The 23,457-nt window shown below is 34.0% G+C and carries 17 protein-coding genes; 8 read left to right on the top strand and 9 right to left on the bottom strand.

What is annotated here, in order from left to right; translation table 11 throughout:
* Nucleotides 1-180: 180 nt before the first annotated feature.
* Genes ACHRVZ_RS18360 through ACHRVZ_RS18340 form a run of 5 tightly spaced genes read right to left on the bottom strand, consistent with a single transcriptional unit; the run spans nucleotide 181 to nucleotide 5,758 of the window.
* Nucleotides 181-729, bottom strand: a complete 549-nt coding sequence (locus tag ACHRVZ_RS18360; protein ID WP_395424341.1) for a carbohydrate binding domain-containing protein — start codon at nucleotides 727-729, stop codon at nucleotides 181-183.
* A gap of 48 nt (nucleotides 730-777) precedes the next feature.
* Nucleotides 778-1,968: an AGE family epimerase/isomerase gene (locus ACHRVZ_RS18355; RefSeq protein ID WP_395424340.1), complete on the bottom strand. Its 1,191-nt coding sequence runs from the start codon at nucleotides 1,966-1,968 to the stop codon at nucleotides 778-780.
* Between the two features lie 6 nt (nucleotides 1,969-1,974).
* The gene (locus ACHRVZ_RS18350; RefSeq protein ID WP_395424339.1) at nucleotides 1,975-3,165 is read right to left on the bottom strand and encodes a glycosidase; all 1,191 of its coding nucleotides are present in this window, start codon (nucleotides 3,163-3,165) and stop codon (nucleotides 1,975-1,977) included.
* Between the two features lie 28 nt (nucleotides 3,166-3,193).
* Nucleotides 3,194-4,585, bottom strand: a complete 1,392-nt coding sequence (locus ACHRVZ_RS18345) for an MFS transporter (RefSeq protein ID WP_395424338.1) — start codon at nucleotides 4,583-4,585, stop codon at nucleotides 3,194-3,196.
* A 36-nt stretch (nucleotides 4,586-4,621) separates the two neighbouring features.
* The gene (locus tag ACHRVZ_RS18340) at nucleotides 4,622-5,758 is read right to left on the bottom strand and encodes a glycoside hydrolase family 26 protein (RefSeq protein WP_395424337.1); all 1,137 of its coding nucleotides are present in this window, start codon (nucleotides 5,756-5,758) and stop codon (nucleotides 4,622-4,624) included.
* A 305-nt stretch (nucleotides 5,759-6,063) separates the two neighbouring features.
* Here ACHRVZ_RS18340 and ACHRVZ_RS18335 point away from each other — a divergent pair, with 305 nt between their 5' ends.
* From ACHRVZ_RS18335 to ACHRVZ_RS18300, 8 genes are all read left to right on the top strand, one after another.
* Entirely contained in the window at nucleotides 6,064-6,942 is an 879-nt protein-coding gene (locus tag ACHRVZ_RS18335) for a helix-turn-helix domain-containing protein (RefSeq protein ID WP_395424336.1), read from the top strand.
* 314 nt (nucleotides 6,943-7,256) lie between these two features.
* Entirely contained in the window at nucleotides 7,257-10,424 is a 3,168-nt protein-coding gene (locus ACHRVZ_RS18330) for a SusC/RagA family TonB-linked outer membrane protein (RefSeq protein WP_395424335.1), read from the top strand.
* An 11-nt stretch (nucleotides 10,425-10,435) separates the two neighbouring features.
* The gene (locus tag ACHRVZ_RS18325; protein ID WP_395424334.1) at nucleotides 10,436-11,998 is read left to right on the top strand and encodes a RagB/SusD family nutrient uptake outer membrane protein; all 1,563 of its coding nucleotides are present in this window, start codon (nucleotides 10,436-10,438) and stop codon (nucleotides 11,996-11,998) included.
* Nucleotides 11,999-12,018: 20 nt separating this feature from the next.
* Entirely contained in the window at nucleotides 12,019-13,095 is a 1,077-nt protein-coding gene (locus ACHRVZ_RS18320; RefSeq protein ID WP_395424333.1) for an IPT/TIG domain-containing protein, read from the top strand.
* Nucleotides 13,096-13,177: 82 nt separating this feature from the next.
* Nucleotides 13,178-14,437, top strand: coding sequence for a fasciclin domain-containing protein (locus ACHRVZ_RS18315; RefSeq protein WP_395424332.1), 1,260 nt, complete (start codon nucleotides 13,178-13,180; stop codon nucleotides 14,435-14,437).
* A 95-nt stretch (nucleotides 14,438-14,532) separates the two neighbouring features.
* Entirely contained in the window at nucleotides 14,533-15,768 is a 1,236-nt protein-coding gene (locus tag ACHRVZ_RS18310; RefSeq protein ID WP_395424331.1) for a glycoside hydrolase family 27 protein, read from the top strand.
* Between the two features lie 12 nt (nucleotides 15,769-15,780).
* The gene (locus ACHRVZ_RS18305) at nucleotides 15,781-16,743 is read left to right on the top strand and encodes a glycoside hydrolase family 5 protein (RefSeq protein ID WP_395424330.1); all 963 of its coding nucleotides are present in this window, start codon (nucleotides 15,781-15,783) and stop codon (nucleotides 16,741-16,743) included.
* 593 nt (nucleotides 16,744-17,336) lie between these two features.
* Nucleotides 17,337-18,410, top strand: coding sequence for an outer membrane beta-barrel protein (locus tag ACHRVZ_RS18300; protein WP_395424329.1), 1,074 nt, complete (start codon nucleotides 17,337-17,339; stop codon nucleotides 18,408-18,410).
* A gap of 405 nt (nucleotides 18,411-18,815) precedes the next feature.
* Here the strand turns inward: ACHRVZ_RS18300 and ACHRVZ_RS18295 are convergent, their stop codons facing one another.
* The 4 genes from ACHRVZ_RS18295 to ACHRVZ_RS18280 all read right to left on the bottom strand — a co-directional run bounded on the left by ACHRVZ_RS18295 (nucleotide 18,816) and on the right by ACHRVZ_RS18280 (nucleotide 23,421).
* Nucleotides 18,816-19,721 carry an N-acetylmuramoyl-L-alanine amidase gene (locus tag ACHRVZ_RS18295; protein WP_395424328.1) on the bottom strand — a complete coding sequence of 302 codons (906 nt, stop codon included), beginning with the start codon at nucleotides 19,719-19,721 and terminating at the stop codon, nucleotides 18,816-18,818.
* Nucleotides 19,722-19,757: 36 nt separating this feature from the next.
* Complete coding sequence (locus ACHRVZ_RS18290) at nucleotides 19,758-20,333, bottom strand: hypothetical protein (protein ID WP_395424327.1); 576 nt, start codon at nucleotides 20,331-20,333, stop codon at nucleotides 19,758-19,760.
* A gap of 45 nt (nucleotides 20,334-20,378) precedes the next feature.
* Nucleotides 20,379-21,692: a 30S ribosomal protein S12 methylthiotransferase RimO gene (gene rimO / locus ACHRVZ_RS18285; RefSeq protein ID WP_395424326.1), complete on the bottom strand. Its 1,314-nt coding sequence runs from the start codon at nucleotides 21,690-21,692 to the stop codon at nucleotides 20,379-20,381.
* Between the two features lie 223 nt (nucleotides 21,693-21,915).
* Complete coding sequence (locus tag ACHRVZ_RS18280) at nucleotides 21,916-23,421, bottom strand: OmpP1/FadL family transporter (RefSeq protein ID WP_395424325.1); 1,506 nt, start codon at nucleotides 23,419-23,421, stop codon at nucleotides 21,916-21,918.
* Nucleotides 23,422-23,457 lie beyond the last annotated feature (36 nt).

Raw genomic sequence — 23,457 nt, 5'->3', positions numbered from 1 at the left:
CATTTCGACGAACGAGAAATCGCACTAGAAACTTAAATGCAGTATATCGCTCAGCGTCTGTGATTTCTCGTTCCTCGAAATGACAAACATGAGAATATAAAGTAGCTCTTTATTATCGCGGTTGCTCAGTTTGTCAAAATAAAAAAGTTGCAAATAGCAATTGTATAGATTTTTTCATTTTTACTTTTCAGGATTTAGTTTAAGATAATCTGCTTCAGAAATTACGATTGCTGAGACATCATCAAAATAAATCGAACCACTAGTTTGAGCCAGCGCTAACATAATTCGTACTTTTTTTGTTCCTGGCGGAGTTTTGAATGCTTTTTTATAAAATGTCCAGGGAGTGGTTCCTCTAATTTGTGCTATTGCTTCAGAGGCAATAGACTTTTCGGCTTCATCTAGAAAGTCTGCAATCATGACGCCTGCTTTGTAGGCTTCTTTTTGTTCTTCTATGCTTTCTGTTTTAATCCATACACTAAATTCTATAGCATAAGTACCTTTAGCAACAAGAAAAATTTGATCAATTCCTTTCCAGTCTGTCCCAACATATTGGTTGATTAATGCGCTGCTTTTACCCGATTTTTTATCATAAGGACTAATCGTAGATATGTCCTCGCCACCGCGCCAGTTTGCCGCTTCTCGTTCAAATCCACCATTTTTAATCAGGTTAATTTGGGCGTTTGTTATCGTATTTAGAAATAGTAAACTAAAAAAAAGGAATTGTTTCATAATCATTATTTTTTAATGCACTAAGTTAACTTTTTAAAAGAGAAGTGTTTAGTGTTTTATTCTATGAATAAGTTCCAAACAAGCACGACTATTATGATAAGGACATTTCCAGAAACCAGCTTTGTCTTTTTCTATTAAGGAATAATCCCGGTTGATTCCCCAAAACCATTCGCCGTTGTGTTTGTCTAAAATGTATTTTTTTACAAACTTCCAATTTTTATAAACGATGTTTAAAAATTTCTCGTCGTTTGTTAATTGATATGCGTTGTAAAATCCGATTAAAGCTTCGGCCTGAACCCACCAATGTTTTTCGGCAACTAATTCGTTCTTTTCCGGATCAAATTCATACCATAAACCGCCATCAGAATCTAAACCTTCTTGTGTAACTTCTGCTATCTGAATGGCGTGTTTTTTATAATTGGCAATAAGAGTTTCATCTTCTGAAATTTCGGCACATTGCAATAAAAGCCAAGCTGCTTCAATGTCATGTCCATAAGAGATGACATCTTTTTTTTCGATCCAGTTTTCATTAAAAAACAAGCGTAAATGCCCAGTTTCAGTATTAATGAAGTGGTTTTCTATCGTTTGTAATAATTCGACAATATCACTTTGAAGTATTTTATCTTTCCAAACCTTGAACAAATTAGCATACGCTTCTATAATATGCAAGTGGGTGTTCATGGTTTTTTTTTCATTGGCATCTTTATCACTCAGGCGCAAGTCTTCAATAGGTTGCCAATCGCGGGTAAAAGCTTCAAAATAGCCTTTGTTTTTAGAATCGTAACTGTGTTCCTGTATCTTTAGATATAAATTTATAGCTATTTCGAGAGCCTTATCATCTTTAGAAATAGCATAATATTCAGATAGTCCATAAATGGCAAAAGCTAAAGCATAAATTTGATTTTTAGTGTCTTTTGGAGTCTTATCAGCGTTGATGCTCCAAAATAATCCTCCAAATTCTGTATCATAAAAATGATCTGAAAGAAATTCAAAGGCGCGTTTGGCTATCTTTCTATGATTTTCGTTTTTAGTTACTTTATAACTCGACGAAAATGACCATAAAATTCTGGCGTTTAAAACAGCCCCTTTTTCAGCATTAGCAATAATGTGATCATTAAAATCAATTTGCCCAATAAAACCGCCATTTTGATTGTCGATGGTATGTTTTGACCAATACTTTAAAATGGAATCTAGTTCAGCTGATAACTCAGATTTTAGTTGCTTTAGTTTTATTGACACGATGAATTAAATTGTTTTGTTTTTTTCGATTTGATTGATGATCGTTTTAACTGAACCTGCCGAAATAAATGTGTCAGCCGGCGCATTGGTAACATAATCGACTAATTTTTCTACAGACGACACGGCAACATGCATTCTGGTATCAGACGAAGCATAATATACATAAACAGTTCCGTCATTATCTTCGATCCAGCCGTTTGAGAATAATACATTCGATACATCGCCAACTCTTTCAATTCCTTCAGGGCCCATAAAATGACCGGCAGGAACGTGTGTAACTTTCGAAATATCATTTAAATCTGTCATGAACATATAAAGAGTGTAACGTAAACCTGCAGCAGTATTACGAACCCCGTGTGCCAAGTGTAGCCAGCCCTTTTCTGTTTTAATAGGAGCGGGACCAAGGCCGTTTTTCAGTTCATAAATCGTATGATATTGTTTTCCGAAAATAATTTTTTCCTCTTTTACAACAGGATTTGTCATGTCTTCAATATATCCTAAACCAATTCCGCCACCGGCTCCAACATCAATAAAACCATCTTGTGGACGTGTGTATAAAGCATATTTTCCGTTGACAAATTCCGGGTGTAAAACTACATTGCGTTGTTGGCCTGTGTTTGAAATTAAATCCGGAAGTCTTTCCCAGTTAATTAAATTTTTTGATCGTACGATTCCCGCATTGGCTACAGCCGAACTTGTATCGCCTTTTGGAGCTTTTGGATCTTTTCTTTCGGTACAAAAAATACCGTAAACCCAACCGTCTTCATGATGAATCAAACGCATGTCATAAACATTAGTGTCTGGTTCTGCAGTTTGAGGAATCACGCATGGTTTCTCCCAAAATTTGAAATTATCTATGCCATTTGGACTTTCCGCAATAGCAAAAAAAGATTTTCTGTCAATTCCTTCTACGCGAACGGCAAGTAAATATTTTCCGTTCCATTTCATTGCGCCAGCATTAAAAGCCGCATTCATTCCGATTCTTTCCTGCAAAAAAGGATTTGTTTTTTCGTTAAGGTCAAAACGCCAGTTCAATGGCACGTGAGCAGCCGTAACAACCGGATTCTTATAGCGTTCGTATATGCCGTTTCCAGCAATATCCTGAGGAGCATTTTTTTGTTCGATCAGTATTTTATGTTCTTTTTCTAATGCTACTTTTCTGTCTTGAAAGGTAGTCGAAGATGCTATTGTTGTCATATAAGTAAATTTCTATATCTGAATAATTTTAATTGATCTGGTCTCGTTTTTCGTTTAAATCCTGTTCGATTATCTGAAGTTTTTCTTCGGATAAAGGATAGAATAAAATAAAAGCGACTGATATTATAGCTGCAATTGCAGGAAGTATGCTTAACATTAATTGAATTCCGTTTTGAGTCACGGCAGTTTGTTCAACATTGGCTTGAAAACCGTAGTAACCTAAAAGCCATCCGGTTCCGGCACCACCAATTGTCCAGCCAAATTTTTGTGACATTGATGAGGCTGAGAAAACTAATCCTGTTGCTCGACGTCCTTGTTTCCATTCAGAATAATCGGCACTATCTGCATACATTGACCAGATTAAAGGGAAAATACATCCTGCGCAAATACTGATTAAAACCTGAAAACTCATGATTAAGGAAACATCTTCTTTTCCGAAGAAATAGAAAATTAAACTCAGGATTGCGGCTAAAGCCATAGCGCCGAAAAAGGTTTTCTTTTTCCCAATTCTATTCGCAATTGGCGTTGCGATAATAACTCCGATGATATTTGCAGCTTGTCCTAAAACCAAGTAAATAGAAGTTGGTGTCATATGAAAATCGGTTCCAAAAAGAGTGAAATCAAAGTTTACACTGCTGCTTACATAATATTTGAAATAGTAAACTGCGGCTCCGTCACGGATTGAATTGAATACTAAAGCACCAATTCCTGCGCCAAGTAAAATCCACCAAGGTTTATTTTTTAGTAAATCTTTTAAATCTTCTTTTAGATTGGTTTGTTCACCCGAAATTGGTTTTACTCTCTCTTTTGTAAAGAAGAAACAGCCCCAGAAAAAAGCAGTTGTAATAATTCCAAATACTGAAATTGTTGCCAGCCAACCTGTTTTAGAGTTTAGGCTTCCGCCGAAATAATTGACTAATGGTTCAATTAACCAAAGTGCTAACAAACTTCCTCCAAAGGCAAAAACCATTCGATAGGAAGATAATGTGTTTCTTTCTTTTCTGTCAGAAGACATTACGCCCAAAAGAGAAGCATACGGCACATTGATTAGAGAATAAATCATCATCATGGCTGAATAAGTCACATAAGCATAAATTATTTTTCCTTTTTCGTCAAAATCAGGTGTGTAAAAAGTTAAAACTCCAATCACGGCAAATGGTATAGCAACCCAAAGTAAATATGGTCTGAATTTTCCCCATTTACTTTTTGTTCTGTCGGCAATAATTCCAACGATTGGATCAAAACAAGAATCCCAGATTCGGGTAATTAAAAACATTGTTCCAACTACGGCAGGAGCCAATCCGAAAACGTCGGTGTAGAAAAATAGAAGATACATACTGAAAATTTTCCAGAACATTGATGATGCTGCGTCTCCAAGACCGTAACCTATTTTTTCTTTTAAACTAATTTTGTCGTGCATTAGGCTTTTTTTAAAGATTGTAATTTATTGGGTTAATTATTTTAGTGCTTTTTTGATATCTTTTTCGAATAAGGTTTTGTCGAGTTTATAAAAGTCAACAAAATCTTTGGCACTTACCTGATCAGGATATGGTGCGTAATAGTGCATTTTTTGTTCTTTTTCCTGCCAGCCATGATTTCTCCATAACAAAACATATGAGATTTTATAATCTCCAATGGCTTTTGTTAAAGTTCCTGTCCACCATTTTGGATCCGGAATTGCTTCGTAACCTGCTTCGGCTATAGCGATTAGTTTGTGTTGATTTTTTGCAATTTCATCTATAATCTTAAGTTGACTTTGAACTTCTTCGATGAATTTTTTGCCTTCTTTGTCATCGTTATTCTGATAAGAATCAAAACTTAAAATATCAGCATAATCATCTCCGGGATATTTGGCTAAAAAATCTTCTTTTGAGCTAAAACCGCCAGTATTGTAGATGTAGATTAAATTATGAACTCCTTTTTTTTGTAAATAGTCAAAAGTAAATTTCCATAACGTTTTAAATTCTTCGGGAGTACCATTTCCTTTTCCCCACCAAAACCAACCTCCTGTAAGTTCATGATAAGGTCTAAATAGAATTGGAATATTTTTTCCTTTTTTATCTTTTAACGATAAAAAGAAATCAGCAGCTTTGTCTAGCCACGTGGTGAATTTTTGATGATTTTCGGCTCCGGGTAATATTGTTTTTAATGAGTTTGGCGAATTGTCCCAAGCACTTTTTCCGGTTGCAGGATTATCAAAATGCATGCTTATTGTCGAAATTCCGCCTCTTTGATTGGCTTCTTCTATATATTGTTTCATTTTGGTAAAAGGAATGCCATCGATATTATTCGCGTCATTTCTTTCTAAGCCTGCAATGTCCCAACCATAAACAGCAGGATAATCGCCAACCACATCTTTTATGTCGCTTCGTCCGTTCTCATATTTCCATTTTACACCATATGCAAGATCATCCTGATGACCAAACAAGTACCCTTTTTGGGCCAATAGATTTAGTTTTTTATAAAGAGAAACTGTTTCTGGTGTTGCTTTTTTATCTGATAATGACAAATTAGTATTAGCATCAATATTTATTGCAGAACATGAAGTTCCTGCGAGGAGCGCTATAGTTATTGTTAAAATGATGTTTTTCATTTGAAATATAGTTGTTTTTCAGGGCAATAAGTGTAAAAATAACAATTGGTAATGTTGCTGTGAAATATTTGTTTTTGTTGTTTGTAATTTGATATTGTTTTTTGATTAAAATTATCAAAACTATAAAAAGATATTGCATTAAAAAGGATTAATGTTTATTATCAATGTTGTTTTTGTAAAAATGATAATTCTATTTTTCAAAGATAATCGGATGTTTATCGTGTAATTAATATTATTTTATCAATTATATATCATATTATTGCAAATAAAAAAACGAATATTACTTCTAAAAATAGAATTCAAAGATGAGTAGTGCTAAAAATTTTTATAGAGAAATCGCTCCGTTATCAGCAGGCGATAGTTTTTTGGTTTTCGATAGAGTAAAAGATAGTTTTGATTTTCCGGTGCATTATCATCCGGAATTTGAGATCAATTTTATATTAAACGGAAAAGGAGTGAAGCGCGTTGTGGGCGATAATATAGAAGAAATTGATAATGTTGAATTGGTTTTGATTGGACCAAATTTATATCACGGTTGGGAATTGAGTAAGTGCACCAGTAAAAAAATTCATGAAATTACGATTCAGTTTCATAATGATTTATTTCATGAATCTTTGTTGTCAAGACGTATTATGAATCCAATTCGGGATATGTTCAATCGCTCGATTCACGGGATTTTGTTTTCTAAGAAAGTTGCCGAAGAGTTAACTCCAAGATTAGTAAGGCTCTCTAAATTAGATGGTATGGATTATTTTTTAGAAATAACTTCTCTGTTGTATGATTTGGCTAATTCGAGAAATCAGCGTTTGCTTTCGACTTATACGGTAGATTATGATACGTTTGATGATTATGATAAAATGAAGTTGGTGTATGAATATGTGCAGAAACATTTTGCAGAAAAAATTACTTTAGAAGATGTTGCAAATATTGCCAGTATGTCTATAATTTCATTTAACCGATTCATTAAAAAACGCACGGGTAAAACGTTTGTCAATTATATTAATGATATTCGAATTGGGTATGCGGCACGTTGGCTTGTAGAAAAAGATATGAGTGTTTCTGAAGTGGCTTTCAAATCAGGATTTAATAATATTGCGAATTTCAATCGCAGTTTTAAAGCGATTAAAAACTGTACGCCTAGTCAATATAGAGAAGATTTTTCTGGATTGAAACGCATTTTATAATGATACTTTTTTTGCATAAACAAATATTATTTTTAACGAAATCGTTTGCTTTTTGCCTATTTCGCTAATTTTTATTTATAGTTCCTGCTTGTTTAGGGATGTGGTTTGAGAATAATGTAATTTTTTATTTCTTTTATTTTTAAATATGTTTTTTTAAAGCCGTATAGTAAAAATATTATCATTAAATGATATAATACTATCGATTTAATGTTTTCTTGTGTTATAGATTTGTTAAATAATTTGAGGAACTAAATACCACTCTTTTTTATGACTTGAATTATGTACAACAAATTTAAACTAACCAAACATTTATTATGAAAAAACTAATGACTAACTTTATTCATTGGAAGGCTAACCACAGAGCTGCTCCTTTGATATTATTTTTGTTACTGACCAGTAATTTTATTACGGCTCAGGTAAAGGTTTCCGGTACAGTATCTGATGAGAAGGGATTAGGTATTCCTGGTGCTAATATATTGGTTTCGGGTACAAAGAAAACTACTTCAACTGATTTTGATGGAAAATATTCTATTGAAGTGGCTGCAAATTCTACGCTTTCTGTTTCATTTATTGGATATATTACGCAGGTAATTAATGTAAAAAACGGAGGAACCATCAATGTAATTTTGAAACTTAGTTCAGAAGATTTACGTGAAGTGTTGGTAAATGTTGGATATCGCAGTGTCAAAAAAAAGGACTTAACCGGAGCTATTTCTACAGTTACTTCCAAGGATATTGCAGATTCTCCGCAAGTATCAGTAGATCAATTATTGCAAGGACGTGCTGCAGGGGTTTCAGTTACTAATAATTCTGGGCAGCCGGGAGGTAGTGTGTCGGTAAAAATTCGTGGAACAACTTCTATTTCCGGAACTAATGAACCATTGTATATTGTAGACGGTATTCCGATTTCAGGAGATGCAACCAGTACTGCTACAGGTGGTTCAATTGTTACTGGTTATTTAGGAGCGAACACAGGAAATGTAACTTCGAGCCCTATTGCTTTTTTAAATCCTAATGATATCGAAACACTGGATATTTTGAAAGATGCTTCTGCGACCGCTATTTATGGTTCCAGAGCGTCGAATGGAGTTGTAATTATTACTACAAAAAGAGGTAAAAAAGGTGCAGGAAAAATCACTTATGATTCATATTTCTCCGTTCAAAATGTAACTCGCTTATTGGACACTATGACATTGAGTCAATATGCAACACAACAAAATGCTTTGGCGGCGGTTTACGGTGTAGCGCCCAGAGATGAATTTGCTGTTCCGTCTGTTCTGGGTAAAGGAACGAATTGGCAAGATGAGATTTATAAAACCGCAGTGATGAGCAATCATCAGGTTTCGTTTTCAGGTGCAAAAGATGGTACTTCTTACTATATTTCAGGAGGTTATGTAAATCAGGAAGGTATTGTTATAGGTTCCGGTTTTAAAAGATATAATTTTAAAACAAACGTAGATAGCAAAATCAAAGACTGGCTGACTGTTGGAGTTTCTCTTGGAGCAGGAATAACAAATGAGGATATCACAATTAATGGTGCAAGCAACGGTATTATTAGTACTTCTATTTTGTCTACACCAGATGTTGCAGTAAAAGATACTAATGGAAATTATGCCGGCCCGCCAGCAGATGGTTCAATAGGGGTTTGGATAAATCCTGTGGCTTCAGCCTTAATGAATACTAATAAATTAGTCAAAAGGAATTTCTTAGGAAATTTCTATGCTAATTTTAGAATAGCAAAAGGACTTGAATATCGATTTGATTTTGGAGGATCTACAAATGTTGACAATTTTGAAAGCTTTGAGCCAACTTATACTTGGGGTGCTGCTGTTAAAGAAACGAATCAGTTAACAGAGCGATCTAATAACTGGTATGGTATTAACATTAAAAATGTTTTAACTTATAAAATTGATGCAGGCAAGCACCATTTTAATGTCTTAGCGGGGCAAGAGGCTAATGATAGTCATTGGTTCGGAAATTCGCAATCAGTTTCTGGTCTGGTAAGCAATGATATTCATTCTATTAGCTTGGGAGATCCTGATACACTTACAGCTTCAGAATATAAAGGAAGCTCTGGTTTGTACTCTTTCTTTGGGTCTTTTAATTACGATTTTGATAATCGATATGGTTTGCAAGCAACATTTAGAGCAGATGGAAGTTCTAATTTTGGACCAGGTGAAAAATGGGGTTACTTTCCTTCCGTTTCAGGTTATTGGAAACTTTCGAACGAAAAATTTATGGAAGGAACCAAAGAATATATTGATAACATCAAATTTAGGGCTGGTTATGGTGAAACTGGAAATCAAAATATTGGCGGAGCAGGTTATATGAGTACAATTCGTGCAATAAAATCAGCGTTGGGTAATTTCTTTACGGTTAATAATATTGCAAATCCTGGTTTAACATGGGAAACTTCTACACAAACAAACTTTGGTTTGGATTTTACACTTTTTAATTCAAAACTTCAAGCTACATTCGATGTGTACAGAAAAGAGTCAGAAGGATTTTTGTTTGTTTTACCGTTGCCTTATTATGTTACAGGAACTGATACTTATCAAGGAGGTTTAGGAGCGCCAAATGTAAATTTAGGAAGCTTAAGAAACCAAGGTTTTGAGATGACTTTAGATTATAGTAATAAGTTTGGGAAAGATTTTTCGTGGAATTCAAAAGTAATTTTCTCTACAAATAAAAATAAGTTACTAAGCTTACAAGATAATTTTGATTTGACAAAAGATGTAATGCTTAATGATTATACTAATAAAGCGGTAACCAAAACAGTGGTTGGTAAGCCAGTTGGTCAATTTTACGGATACCAGGCAGTTGGTATTATAAGAACCAATGATCAATTAGCAAATGCACCTATTCCTTATACAGGGAATAAAGCTGTGAAAAGTCAATTAGGAGATGTTGAGTATGTAGATCAAAATAAAGATGGTTTGATTGATGATAAGGATTTGACTTATATCGGTAATCCACAGCCTAAATTTACTTACGGCTTTAATAATACTTTCAAATACAAAAATGTTGATTTAGGAATCTTTTTGCAAGGATCTTATGGTAATAAAGTTATGAATTTAACAAGACGTGCCGGTACTAAAAATCAACGTTTGTATGAAAATCAATTGGCTGAAGCCGCAGATTTTTGGACACCAGAAAATGTTGATGCAAAATATCCAAGACCTGATGGTGGAGACGGACATCCAAATATGGCAATCTCTGATCGTTATGTAGAAGATGGGTCGTATTTAAGAATTCAACAAGTAACTTTAGGGTATAGCATGCCTTTAGATGTTATTTCGAAAGCGAGTATTAGTAAATTAAGATTTTATCTAGGTATTCAAAATCTTTACACATTTACCAAATATACAGGTTATGATCCAGAGATAGGTGCTTATAATCAAGATCCATTATTAGTTGGAATTGATTCAGGGCGTTACCCAACCAATCGCAGTTTTACTTTTGGATTGAATTTAGAATTTTAATTACTACTCTTATGAAAAAATATATCAATATAAAGACCTTAGTTTTATTCGTAACACTAGGTTTGACAACTGTTTCTTGCAGTGAAGATTTCTTGGATCGCCCATCTGAAGATAGTTACAGCAGTACCGAGTTTTATAATACTGATGAGCAAGTAGCAAGAACTACCTATGGTATGTACGGTGCAATGTGGGCTCCATATTATACTAAAAACTTCTACGCATTGGCTGAGTTGTCATCAGGAAATTGTTTAGCGTATGCAGATGGACCAGAGTTAATTCAGTTTAAATTAACTTCTGATAGTTCAATTTTGTTAGATCCATGGAGAGCCTGCTTTGCAATTGTAGCACAGTCAAATAATTTAATTAATTATATTGAGAAAGATGCTACTGCAAATGTAAGCAAGACTGTAATTAAAAATACGGTTGCCGAAGCACACTTTTTTAGAGCTATAGCTTACTTTTATTTGGTTCGTTTGTATGGAACGGTGCCTATTGTTGAAGATAATTTAGCCTTAGCAAAAGACCCGTTAGTGAATACAAATAGAATCGAAGATATTTATAAGTTTATTGAAAATGATTTAAAATTTGCAGCAGCAAATCTAAAAACAAAAATTAGATCCAGAACTCCTGGAGGCGAAAATGTTTTTGTAACTCAAGGTTCTGCAGAGGCATTTCTAGCCAAAGTATATCTGTATGAAAAAAAATACGGTGATTCTAAATTAATGGCTGAAAAAGTAATTAATTCTGGTGAGTTTGGTTTGTTGCCAAATTTTGCAGATTTATTTTTGACAAGTAAAAATAATAACGAGGAGTCTATTTATTCGTGGCAATGGTCTGGTGCTATAAATACTTACGGAGGAGGTAATTTTTCAAATATTCAATATGGTTTGGATATTTTGAATGACAATGCTTCTTATGGTGCTACTTATGTGCCAAGTAATGATGTTCAGGATGCCTTTGAAATTGGAGATTTAAGAAGAAAAGAATCTTTTATGGTTTATGGAGATTCTTACCCTAATCTTAAAGCTAAAGGAGAAGTGGGCTTTGTAATGGATAAAGATAAATATGGCGATGTGTTATCTAATACTGGTGCAGCGGTTAAGAAATATGTTGTGGGTCAGGCCACTAGTGAAACTGGACCGGCTGATTCATGGGGAGGTATGAATAATTGCAATTATATTATGCGTTATGCTGATCTTTTGTTGATTCATGCTGAGGCAATTATGGCTGGAACTGATGAAACAACAAATCCTGCTGCAAAAGAATCTTATAATAAAGTAAGACGTAGAGCTGGTCTTAGTGTTTTAGGAAATACTGTGCCTTTAACAAAAACAGCTTTATTTCATGAGCGTAGAGTTGAATTTGCTTTTGAAGGCGAATTTTGGTTCGATTTAGGAAGACTTCCACGTCAGGAAGCAATTACTATAATCTCTAAACAAGATAGAGGTTTTGATTCTCAAGGAGTAACACATTATACACCTACACCAGCTGATTTTACGTATCCAAAACCAGATATCGAAGTTAGAAAAAATCCAAAATTGAAAGAGGCACCGGTTCCGTACAATTTTAAATAATTTTTTAAAAGTAAATCACTATGAAAAATATAAAAAATAGAATGTTATTGAAGTTGTGTTTTGTGGCTTCGATCTCGATTTTGCTGTTCAATACTTCTTGTTCAAACGATTCGACAGATTCTTCTTCCGGAAAGCTTGAAGTAACTGGAATTAGTAAATCTGTTGTTGATGATCCTTTGATTGACGGGGATAGAAAGGTTGATGTTCCTACAGATATTATTAACGCAGGAAACTACTACATCATTCGCGGATCTGGTTTTGCTACATTAAAATCTATTTCATTTAATGGATTAGAATCCTATTTTAATCCAACATTCGTAACAGACAATGCGATCGTCGTGCTAGTGGATGAAAAAACTCCATATTACAACGAAATGGACGAAATGAAAATCGTTACTAATATAGGTACATTGAGCTATAAAGTGGCTATTAGACCACCAAGTCCTAGTATTAAAGGATTTCCAATTAACCCTAACGCTGGAGATATAATCACTATTACGGGAGAATATTTTTTACGACCTGTAGTGAATTTTGGATCGACAACTGTTGAGCCTATTTCGTCATCGTTGACCGAAATAAAAGTAAAAGTTCCAGATGATTTTAAATATAAATACCTATCAATAAAGAATGTTTCAGGAACAACTGTTGCTAATCAAGCATTAGGTAGTGCTCTTTATGATGATGCTTTCACAAATATTTGGGGTTGGAATGAATTTTGGGATGCTACCAATGGTTTTGATTCTGCTTATACTAAAGATTCTAGCCAAGGTTCTAAAAGTATTGAGTGGAAAGCAGGGGAGTGGGATGGTTATAATATTGCTCTTGCTTTTTGGAATTTTACGGATACAAATAAATTCAAAGCCGTAAGATTTTCGATTAAAGGAGCTAAAGCTGGAAAAGTAAAGTTTTTTGCTAATGGAAATGCTGATAGTAATTTCAAAGTAGTAGAATTCAAATCTGATTCGTGGACTTATATAGAAATTCCTTTTACCGATGTAGGTAATCCAGATGTATTAAGTAAAGTAGGATGGCAGGAATTTGGAGGTTTTGGTGGAAACACAATCTTACTCGATGATATTGGATTGGTATTAAAATAATTGTGAAGGATTCAGAATAAATTTCGATGTAAGGTTTGAGTTTATTCACTAGAATCCATAATTAAAAACTAAAAGATAATTTATGAAAAATATATATAATAAAGTAAAACATATTGCTGTATGTGTCTTTTTGGTTGTTGCAGTTTCTTCGTGTGATAATGATATTAAGGATATTGGAGGAGCGGAACAAAATTACAACACTGTATACGGGATGCTTAAAGCAAATAGCGATTTGTCTACGTTTACAAAAGCAATAGAATTGGCAGGCCTGGAGGTGACATTAAATACATCTGATAATTTTACCTATTTCGTTCCAAGTAACGCTACTTTCGATGCCTATTTGGTTGCAAATGGATATGTAAATAATTTGGGATATCCAGATATTACTTTGGTTCCGGTAGAAAATTTAAAACAACTTGTTTTAAGTCATGTCATTAAAGGTGTTAAAAAAAGAGTTGCTAAACTCTCAGGTGTCGAAGCTGATTATTTAGAAACAGGAGATTATGCGACAATGGCAAATGCGGTAAATCCTGATTTGTACTTATTGAGTATAAATGTAACCAATGGCGTTTTAAAGGTAAACGGATCTGACAAAGCAGCAGTTGGGTTAGATTATTACGGAACAAATGGTTTTATAAACGTTTTAAGTAATGTAATAGAGTTGACTCCTCCTGCTCCTGTAATTACAAGACTGTCGCAGGTATTAGCTTCTCCGGGAGATGTTATTACAATTAAGGGGCAAAACTTTGTAAAAGTTAAGAGCGTAAAATTCGGATCTACTGCAGCTACATTTACTACAGTGTCTAAAACAGAGATAAAAGTAACTGTGCCAGCTGATTTTAATTCGTATGCTCTTATTGTTGTAGAAAGTAACTTTGGAGTGTCTGCGCCAAGTAGTATAGGTCTGAAATATTTATTATATGAAGACTCATTGAAAGGCTGGGGCTATGGCTGGGGAGGTGATATTGTATGGGAAAGCACCGAAAAAGTCAGCAGAGGAACACATTCAATTAAAAAAGCTGCAGAAGCTTGGAGCGGACTTTTTATGCACTCTGATTTGCCCTTAAATACTTCAGATTATCAATTTGTTAAAATGTCCATATTTCCTACTGAAAGTACTAAAATTATGGTTACTATAAATAGTGATACAGCAGATTCAGCTAAAGGTACGACAGTTACTTTAGTGGCAGGACAATGGAATAATATTTCAATCCCTATCTCAGATTTACATCCTGAACTTATTAGTGGAGGAAAATTTGATAGTGTCTTTATTCAGGAATTTTCTGGAAAAACCATTACTCCGGCTAGTGTCCTTTATCTGGATGATATAGGTTTTTTATAAAATAAATTGGTTTTTATATTTTGAGTTTTGTTTAAAGTATTCCCTAATCTACTCAATTAGGGAATATTTTTTTTACTAAAATTAATTTTTAAATAATGAAAAAAATCATTTTAGCATTTGCTTTAGTCGCCACGGCTTTAGGTTTTAGTCAGGGAAATACACATAAACAGGTCGCAGGAAAGTTTGAAGGTCTGGCGATGACACCTCCAATGGGTTGGAATTCCTGGAATACTTTTGAAACTAATATCGATGAAAAATTAGTAAAAGAAACGGCTGATATCATGGTTTCGTCTGGAATGGCAGCTGCAGGATATAATTATATTGTGCTCGATGATGGCTGGATGACAAGAGAACGTGATGCAAACGGAGATTTGGTTCCTGACCCTGTTAAATTTCCAAACGGTATGAAAGCTGTAATTGATTATGTGCATAGTAAAGGTTTAAAATTTGGATTGTACAATTGTGCAGGTACGCAAACTTGTGCCGGTTATCCCGGTACTCGCGGTTATGAATATCAGGATGCTCGTTTTTATGCTAAACTCGGAATCGATTTTTTAAAATATGATTGGTGTAATACACAAGGAATTACTGCAAAAGAAGCGTATACAACAATGAGTAATGCACTTAAAACTGCTGGAAGACCTATTGTTTTTAGCCTTTGCGAATGGGGTGATAATCAGCCTTGGGAATGGGGAAAACCAGTTGGGAATCTTTGGCGAATCTCTGGAGATATTTATCCTTGTTTTGATTGCGAATTCAAACATGAAGAAGGAAACTGGTCATCTTGGGGTTTCATGAAGATAATTGAAATGCGTAAAGATATCCGCAAATATTCGGGTCCGGATCATTGGAATGATTTTGACATGATGGAGGTTGGTGACGGAATGACAGATATTGAGGATAAAACTCATTTTACGATGTGGTCAATGATGGCGTCGTCTCTTATTGCAGGAAATGATTTTAGAAAAATGTCAAAAGAAACATTGGCGATTTTAACCAACAAAGAATTGATTGCTGTTAATCAGGATAAATTGGGAATTCAAGGTTTTAAATATTCTGCCGAAGACGGTTTAGAAGTGTGGGTAAAGCCTTTATCGGATGGAAATTGGGCAGTAACTTTTTTAAATAGAAGTGAAGTCGCTAAAAAAATCAATTTTGATTGGAAAAAACATGGCATTAAAGATGCTGATTTTGGTTATGAAGTCAGTTTTAATAAAACCATCTATAAATTAAAAGATCTTTGGAAAAACAAAGAAATTGGAAACACAAAAAAGAATTTTGTTGCTGATCTTGCTTCGCATGATGTAATCACACTTAGGTTAATTCCTTAATTCTAATTGTTTATGAAAATAAAAGTAAATATTGTCACGATATTATTATTGGTATTCTCTGTGTCTAACGCACAATTTGTAAAAGAACATGGGCAACTACGAGTTCTTGGAACTCAGTTAGTGGATAAAAATAATAATCCGGTTGTTTTGCGCGGAATGAGTTTTGGTTGGCATAGTATGTGGCCAAGATTTTACAATGAAAAAGCAGTGAGCTGGTTGAAAAAAGATTTTAAATGTAATGTTGTTCGCGCTGCAATGGGTATTGAGCTGGGAGAGAAGTCTTATATAAAAGATCCACAATTTTCAAAAGATAAAATTGATGCAGTTGTAAATGGAGCAATAAAATCTGATATCTATGTAATCATTGATTGGCACAGTCATAATATCAATTTAAAAGAAGCTACAGCGTTTTTTGCTGAGGTTTCAAAAAAATACTCAAAGTATCCTAATGTTATATATGAGATATTCAATGAGCCTGATTATGAATCGTGGCCAGAAGTTAAAGGGTACTCCGAAGAAGTAATTTCGGTAATAAGAAAAAATGATCCCAATAATATTATTCTGGTTGGTTCGCCACATTGGGATCAGGACGTCGATCTTGCGGCGGCAGACCCAATAAGAGGATTTGATAATATAATGTACACCATGCATTTTTATGCCGCAACACATGGTAAAGATTTAAGAGATAAAACGGATGATGCAATAAAGAGTGGTTTGCCTATTTTTATCTCAGAATCGGCAGGTATGGAAGCTTCTGGTGATGGGCCAGTAAATATAAAAGCCTGGCAGGAATATATAGACTGGATGGAATCTCGAAAACTGAGTTGGATAACATGGTCCGTTTCCGATAAAGATGAAACTTGTTCCATTTTGAAAAAATCTGCAAAATCTGAAGGAAAATGGAAAGATGAAGATCTTAAGGAATCCGGAATTAAAGTTCGTGAGTTTTTAAGAAAATACAATGCAAAAGATTAAAGTTAGTTGCCGCTATTAGAGGTAAGCCTGTTCAGTTTTGAACAGGCTTTTTTTTGCGTAAAACTTAAAAAGTAGAGGTCGGTTTTTTGAAGATACTTTTAGATTTCTTGATTTGTTTTTGTAAGAATTTAGAGTTTCTCGATTTATTGTGTAAGAGCTGTTGTTTTATTTTGTTTTCTAGGGCTTGTTTTGTTTAGTTAGTTTAGTGACCCCTATTTTTTAAGGGGTGTGAATTTATAAAAGTTATGATTTTGTAGTTTTAGTGTTTATTTTTACGGGTATTAATTTGTTTTTGTTTGTTAAAATGGATTTTTTGTACAAAAAACCGTTGTTGAATTTTCAAAAATAAATAAGTATAAATATCAAATCACGATTATTGGTAAGTTAATTTTTGTAATCCATAATTCTCGCTTCAAAACATCAAAAAAATAGATTTCGATTCTTCTACTCATACAAAAGTTAATAAATTCGCTAATGAAAATGAAGATGTTTAAGGGAAGAATAAGAGGTTTTAAAAGTGGCTTATAGTATTTCATACATATATAAAAGATTAACTAACCAGAATCAATTAATAACCAAAAACCAATTAAAACATGAAAAAAGTATTACACATTTTTGCCGCGATGTTAACGAGCTCTTTTGCTTTTGCTCAAGATGATACTGAAACTGCAACTTCGCCAGCAACCACTTGGGGAGGGTCAGCCGATGCGTATTATAAATATGATTTTTCAAAACAAATGAATGGATTAACGAGCTTTACCAACTCTCAGGATTCATTCGAATTAGGAATGGCCTCAATTCAGGCAGGTCACACATTCGGTAAAGGTTCTGTATTTGTAGACTTAGGTTTCGGAAAAAGAGCAGGAGAGTTTTCATATAATGAAACAACAGATAAAGATATAAATGCAAAGTTTCTAATTAAACAATTGTTCTTTACCTATCAACTTACAGAGAAATTTAAAGTAGTTGCAGGTAGTTTTGGGACACACATAGGGTATGAAGTATTAGACGCAATAGGAAACAAGAACTATAGTATGTCATATGCGTTTTCTTATGGACCATTCTTTAATACTGGAGTAAAAGCGCAATATACATCAGGTAAATTTACCGCAATGTTTGGTATAACAAATCCTACTGATTTTAAATCGGCAATGGATGCTGGTTCGTCACAAAAAACATATATTGGACAACTTGGGTATATAGGGGAAACAGGAAGTGCTTATCTTAACTTTACGTCAGGAAGTAGTAATCCATCTTCATTAGAAAATAAGACACAATTTGATTTAGTTGCTTCAAAAACAATTAGTGATAGTTTTGCACTTGGGTTCAATGCAACTTATGCTAAAACAAAAAATGATGTTTCAAGTATAGATGATGGAGAATGGTTTTCATTAGTAGGATATGCAAACTATTCATTTAAACCGTCTTTGCTATTGGCTTACAGAATGGAATATTTTGATGCTAAAGATGCAGCGCCAAGTTTAGGAACATTAACAGGATCTAGTGTTTTTGCAAATACAGTTTCTTTAAATTACAAAGTTGGAAAACTTACAATAATTCCTGAGTTAAGATACGATGCTGCCTCAGAAGATATATTTTTGGATAAAGATGCAGCGCCAACAGGAGGATCTTTCTACGGATTAATTGCTACAACATACTCTTTCTAGAGATTAAGATTGATATTTTTTTTTTTTTTTTGGAGCTGTCGAAACATACTAATGTTTCGGCAGTTTTTTATTTAAATACTATTTTGCCTTGCTTGATATTTTTTGCCAGAGAGAACACAAAGATCTTAATTTAAGAATGATTCTATAAGTGCAAAGTTCACAAAGCTAAATCAACACAAAGCTTTGCGAACTTTGTATTTTTATAAAAGCTAAGAATAAAAAAAACTTAGCGCCCTTTGCGGTAAAAAAAAACTCACTCCACAGGTTTTTGCATTGATCCGTAATATAGATCAAAAACAGGAAAAATCATTTTAATCCTTTCAATCTGTGGCTAAACTTTTAAACAAAAAAAAAGCACATTTCTGAATCAACCAGAGATGTGCTTTTATGTATTTATTAGAGATTTTACTGTAGTTGTTTTTTGTAAATAGAGTAAATCGTGTCTATTGTTTTTCTATCTAAAACCGATGTCGCATCAGTTTGGATATAATGTAATTTGAAAGCTTGAATCGCTGCTGAAAGGTTCTTGGTATTGTAACCAATGATTCTCAGAGCTGGTTCAATTTTAAAGTCAAAAGGAGCTTCTTCTAAAACTTCATCCGGCCAAATTCCAAAACCTTTTTCTGCTAATGTTTTCCATGGAAACAAAGCACTTGGATCTTGTTTTCTACCTGGAGCAATATCTGCGTGGCCTAATATGTTTTGAGTCGGAATGTTGTAATCTTTCTTCAGTTTTGTTAAAAGAGCAACTAAGCTGCTAATCTGAGCTTCGGTAAAAGGTTTGAAACCATTATTATCAAGTTCTATTCCGATAGAAGAAGAATTTAAGTCAGTATTTTTCCCCCATGTTGCAGCTCCGGCATGCCAAGCTCTTAAATAGTCGTTCAACATTTGAACTACTTTTCCGTTTTCAGAGATTACATAATGTGCGCTTACTTGTGTTTTGGTTTTTGTAAAAGTTTTTATCGTTTGCTGTATAGAATCTTGAGCGGTATGGTGAATAATAATGAAACTTGGTTTTCTTAAATTAAAGTTTACGGTTCCAATCCATTCTGTATTTATACCATTTAATAAATAAGTAGATCCTGTTTTTGATAAAGTGTCTTTTACAATCCCAAGTTGTTGAGCATAAGTTGTGTCGATGATAACTGGGCTAACAGGCGGAATTGCTTGAGGCTCTTTGCTTGTAATTTGATTTTCTAAAGTTTTGAGCTGTTGATCGTAAACTTTTTCGGTTGTTTTATAAGGATTTGTAGAGCAAGAAGTGATGATAATTGCTAAAATCAGATAACAAAAATGTTTTTTTGCCATGGTTACTTACATTTTTTTAAGATGTTGTTGAGACAATTATTCCTGAACTTTTGGAGCTTCAGAATCTGCTTTAATTTCTTTTGAATCTTTATCTGAATCTTTTTTCTTTTTTGATTTAGAAGGTTTTTTTACATCCTTAAAAGTCTCCATGAAAGTAGTGTATTTAGCAACTTGATCAGGATTTAAAAAAGCAGTTATTTTTTTAGTAGTGCTTTCTCTTAATGCCTTTATTTGTTCCATTTTTTCATCTTGACTACTGCTTTCATTTTTTAGCAAAATACCTTGTTCTTTCATGCTTTCAGTAAAAACATTTCCGATTGCAATTGCTTGAAGTTCATCAAGATTTACTACAGGTTTCATTTGTTCAATAATTCTGGCAGAAATTTCTTCCGGAGGAGTTTCTTTAGGTTTGCTAGTGTTACCTTGTGGTCCGCCCATCATACTTCTGTCCATACCCATTCCGCTACCTCTTCCTCCATAGCCGCCACCACCATAGCCATTACCATAACCGCCACCGTAACCATTATTATAACCATTTCCGTATTGTGCTGAAACAGAGTTAAAGCAACATAAGGTAAAAACCAAAAGAAATAAAGATTGTATAGGTTTCATAAAAAAAAAGTTTTTATCTAAAATTGATAATTGATTAGCGTAAATTTAAGCAGGTTCTCCGTATAAATCAAATTCTGTCGCTTCTATTATTCTTATATTAACAAATTCTCCTGTTTTTACGTAATGTTTAGATGCATCAATCAAAACTTCATTATCAACATCCGGGCTATCAAACTCAGTTCTCCCTACAAAATGAGCACCTTCTTTTCTGTCAATAATACATTTGAAAACCTGACCCACTTTTTCCTGGTTTAAATCCCATGAAATTTGAGATTGTAATTCCATTATTTCGTTTGCTCTGGCTTGTTTTACATCATCCGGAACATCGTCTTCTAGTAAATAAGCGTGAGTATTTTCTTCGTGAGAATAAGCAAAACATCCCATTCTGTCAAATTTCATTTCCTGAACAAAATCTTTCAAAATTTCAAAATCTTCCTTAGTTTCACCAGGATATCCAACAATCAAAGTAGTTCTAATAGCCATTCCGGGAACAGCAGCGCGGAAATCTTTTAATAATTGAGTTGTTTTTGCCTGAGTTGTACCACGGCGCATTGATTTCAAAATAGAATCTGAAATATGTTGCAACGGAATATCAATATAATTACAAATCTTAGGCTCGCGTTTCATTAATTCCAAAACATCCATTGGAAAACCGGTAGGATAGGCATAATGTAAACGAATCCATTCAATTCCTTCAACTTTTGCTAATTCTTCTAAAAGTTCAGCAAGATTTCTCTTTTTATAAATGTCAAGACCATAATAAGTTAAGTCCTGAGCGATTAAGATCAATTCTTTAACGCCATTTTTAGCTAAACCTTGCGCTTCTTTAACTAATTTTTCAATTGGTTGTGAAACGTGAGAGCCTCTCATTAAAGGGATTGCACAAAAACTACAAGGTCTGTCGCAACCTTCGGCAATTTTTAAATAAGCGTAGTTTTTTGGAGTTGTAGTCAAACGTTCTCCTAATAATTCATGTTTGTAGTCAGCTCCTAAAGCTTTTAATAGTTGTGGTAATTCAGTTGTACCAAAATATTGATCAACATTAGGAATTTCTTTTTCTAAATCAGGTCTGTATCTTTCAGATAAACATCCGGTAACGAAAACTTTATCAACTAAGCCTCTGTCTTTTTTATCAGCATATTCCAAAATCATGTTTACAGACTCCGCTTTAGCATTGTCAATAAAACCACAAGTGTTAATTACGATAATGTTTCCTTCTTCAGCTGCAGGCGCTTCGTGTGTTACTTCTTTTCCGTTTGCACGAAGTTGTCCCATCAACACTTCACTATCATATACATTCTTCGAACACCCAAGAGTGATTACGTTAATTTTGTTCTTTTTTAAAGACTTGGTTCTCATACTTTTATAAATTGGAGTGCAAAATTACACTTTTTTATTCAAACACCGCCTGTTTCCGTTTCATTTAGGTGTTTTTTATGAAGCTAATCTCGCTCTCAGCTATATCTTTTGTGATGTCCGGAGGCTTCGGGCCCGTCACAAAAGGATGTTGTTTCTATCGGGCTAAAAAAAAATCCGTTAAGTAACACCTAACGGAAATCTTCATTCATCTATTTATTCTTAATTACAATTCAAATAATAAAGTCAAAGAAATATTATTTAGTTTCGATGAAATGTTTGCTCCGTCAGTAAATCCGGTTGCGAAAAATCCTGGATTAGATTTTCTTTCCAGATAAGAGTAGGCTAAATCTATTTTAGTAGACCCAAAATTATATCCTAAACCGCCTGAATAGCTATTTAAATCTCCTATTGTAGTTCCGTTTTTGTACGGACTTCCTTCAAAACGGTATCCTCCACGTAAACTTAATTGTTTTATTTTGTATTCAGCACCAACTCTTAGTTCTCCTGTATTAGTTAGTTGATTGCTAATGTCATTATTTACTCCTCTAAAGCCAGCGTCATTTGTTGGTTTGTATTTTGTGTTTCCGTAGTCTTTAATTGCGTAATCAACGCTAATTAAACCTGATTTACCAAATACATAAGCGGCACTAAAAGTGGTTTTTCCGGGAGTTTGTAAGGTGTATGAATCGTAAACATTCACAATGTTTGGGTTAACGGTAGCATTGATGTCTGGTCCGCCATCAGCTTTTCTTGTTGAGTAAAGACTTTGTGAAGTCTCGTCGTATAGATCGTACCAAGTGTTAGATTCGTAAGCTAGACCAAGTCTGAAAGATTCTGTAACTTTTGCAATGGCTCCAAGTTGAAAAGAGAATCCGTTACCATAAGTATATAGGTTGTTGTTGAAACGTAAGCTTGAAATAGTTTCTCTGGCTTCAAGCGGATTGTTGTTGTCTTCGTAAAAAGTGCTGGATCTTCTATAGTCTGTGATGTGTACATTTAAGTTGGCTCCAAGATAAATTCTGTCTTTGTAAGATGTAGCAATATTGAAACTTAATTTACTATTATATCCGCTGGTATAAACTTCGTTTTCTTGATAATAGTTACCGCCTGCAGGAACATTGCTGATGTACTGGGTGTTGTTTGGATCATTTGCATTGACAGGATCAATAATGTGTCCCCAATATCCCATATATGCTTGTTGTTCGTCGTAAAATAAATCTCTGTAATCAAGACCGTCTATAATATTTAGAGGAATTCCATTTGCAAATGTTAGAAAGTATTTATCAATAGAATTTGTTGGATTAGTTCCTACTGATACAACACTATTGTTGAAATTGTTTGTGTTTTCATAAGTTGCTCCAATGGCAATTTTTTTCCAATTGTTATTCGGATTGTGGTCATGAAAAACAAACACAGCCCCGGCTTGATTTAATATAAAAGAGTTGTCTTTTTCGCTGGTTTGGGTTCCAAAATAATTAGAATTGTTTTTAATACTTTGATTGCTAAAAGTTATTCCGGTCTGATTGTTTGAAAAAATTGCCGACCCAGCTGGATTTACACTCATAGAGGATAAGTCTCCGCCCACGGCTCCAAAGGCACCGCTCATGGCTCTAAATCTGGCAGTTCCTGTTAAATTGTCTTGCGCATAACGAACAGCATCTGATACTTCTTGCGAATGTGAGACGCTAACAGTTAGTCCTGTAATAAGTAGGAATAATATTTTTTTCATTTGGATAGTTTTTAAAAAGATTTGTTGATTAGTGAA

Origin of the sequence: Flavobacterium sp. FlaQc-57, from assembly GCF_044007395.1 — a bacterium.
In the GTDB taxonomy this organism is placed as follows: Bacteria; Bacteroidota; Bacteroidia; order Flavobacteriales; family Flavobacteriaceae; genus Flavobacterium.
This window is presented reverse-complemented; position numbering and strand designations above follow the sequence as displayed.

Coding starts and splice junctions, on each gene's coding strand:
- ACHRVZ_RS18295 (WP_395424328.1), bottom strand. CDS start 19,721: ATGGCAAAAAAACATTTTTGTTATCTGATTTTAGCAATTATCATCACT.
- ACHRVZ_RS18350 (WP_395424339.1), bottom strand. CDS start 3,165: ATGACAACAATAGCATCTTCGACTACCTTTCAAGACAGAAAAGTAGCA.
- ACHRVZ_RS18320 (WP_395424333.1), top strand. CDS start 12,019: ATGAAAAATATAAAAAATAGAATGTTATTGAAGTTGTGTTTTGTGGCT.
- ACHRVZ_RS18360 (WP_395424341.1), bottom strand. CDS start 729: ATGAAACAATTCCTTTTTTTTAGTTTACTATTTCTAAATACGATAACA.
- ACHRVZ_RS18315 (WP_395424332.1), top strand. CDS start 13,178: ATGAAAAATATATATAATAAAGTAAAACATATTGCTGTATGTGTCTTT.
- ACHRVZ_RS18305 (WP_395424330.1), top strand. CDS start 15,781: ATGAAAATAAAAGTAAATATTGTCACGATATTATTATTGGTATTCTCT.
- ACHRVZ_RS18345 (WP_395424338.1), bottom strand. CDS start 4,585: ATGCACGACAAAATTAGTTTAAAAGAAAAAATAGGTTACGGTCTTGGA.
- rimO (WP_395424326.1), bottom strand. CDS start 21,692: ATGAGAACCAAGTCTTTAAAAAAGAACAAAATTAACGTAATCACTCTT.
- ACHRVZ_RS18340 (WP_395424337.1), bottom strand. CDS start 5,758: ATGAAAAACATCATTTTAACAATAACTATAGCGCTCCTCGCAGGAACT.
- ACHRVZ_RS18300 (WP_395424329.1), top strand. CDS start 17,337: ATGAAAAAAGTATTACACATTTTTGCCGCGATGTTAACGAGCTCTTTT.
- ACHRVZ_RS18290 (WP_395424327.1), bottom strand. CDS start 20,333: ATGAAACCTATACAATCTTTATTTCTTTTGGTTTTTACCTTATGTTGC.
- ACHRVZ_RS18310 (WP_395424331.1), top strand. CDS start 14,533: ATGAAAAAAATCATTTTAGCATTTGCTTTAGTCGCCACGGCTTTAGGT.
- ACHRVZ_RS18335 (WP_395424336.1), top strand. CDS start 6,064: ATGAGTAGTGCTAAAAATTTTTATAGAGAAATCGCTCCGTTATCAGCA.
- ACHRVZ_RS18325 (WP_395424334.1), top strand. CDS start 10,436: ATGAAAAAATATATCAATATAAAGACCTTAGTTTTATTCGTAACACTA.
- ACHRVZ_RS18280 (WP_395424325.1), bottom strand. CDS start 23,421: ATGAAAAAAATATTATTCCTACTTATTACAGGACTAACTGTTAGCGTC.
- ACHRVZ_RS18330 (WP_395424335.1), top strand. CDS start 7,257: ATGAAAAAACTAATGACTAACTTTATTCATTGGAAGGCTAACCACAGA.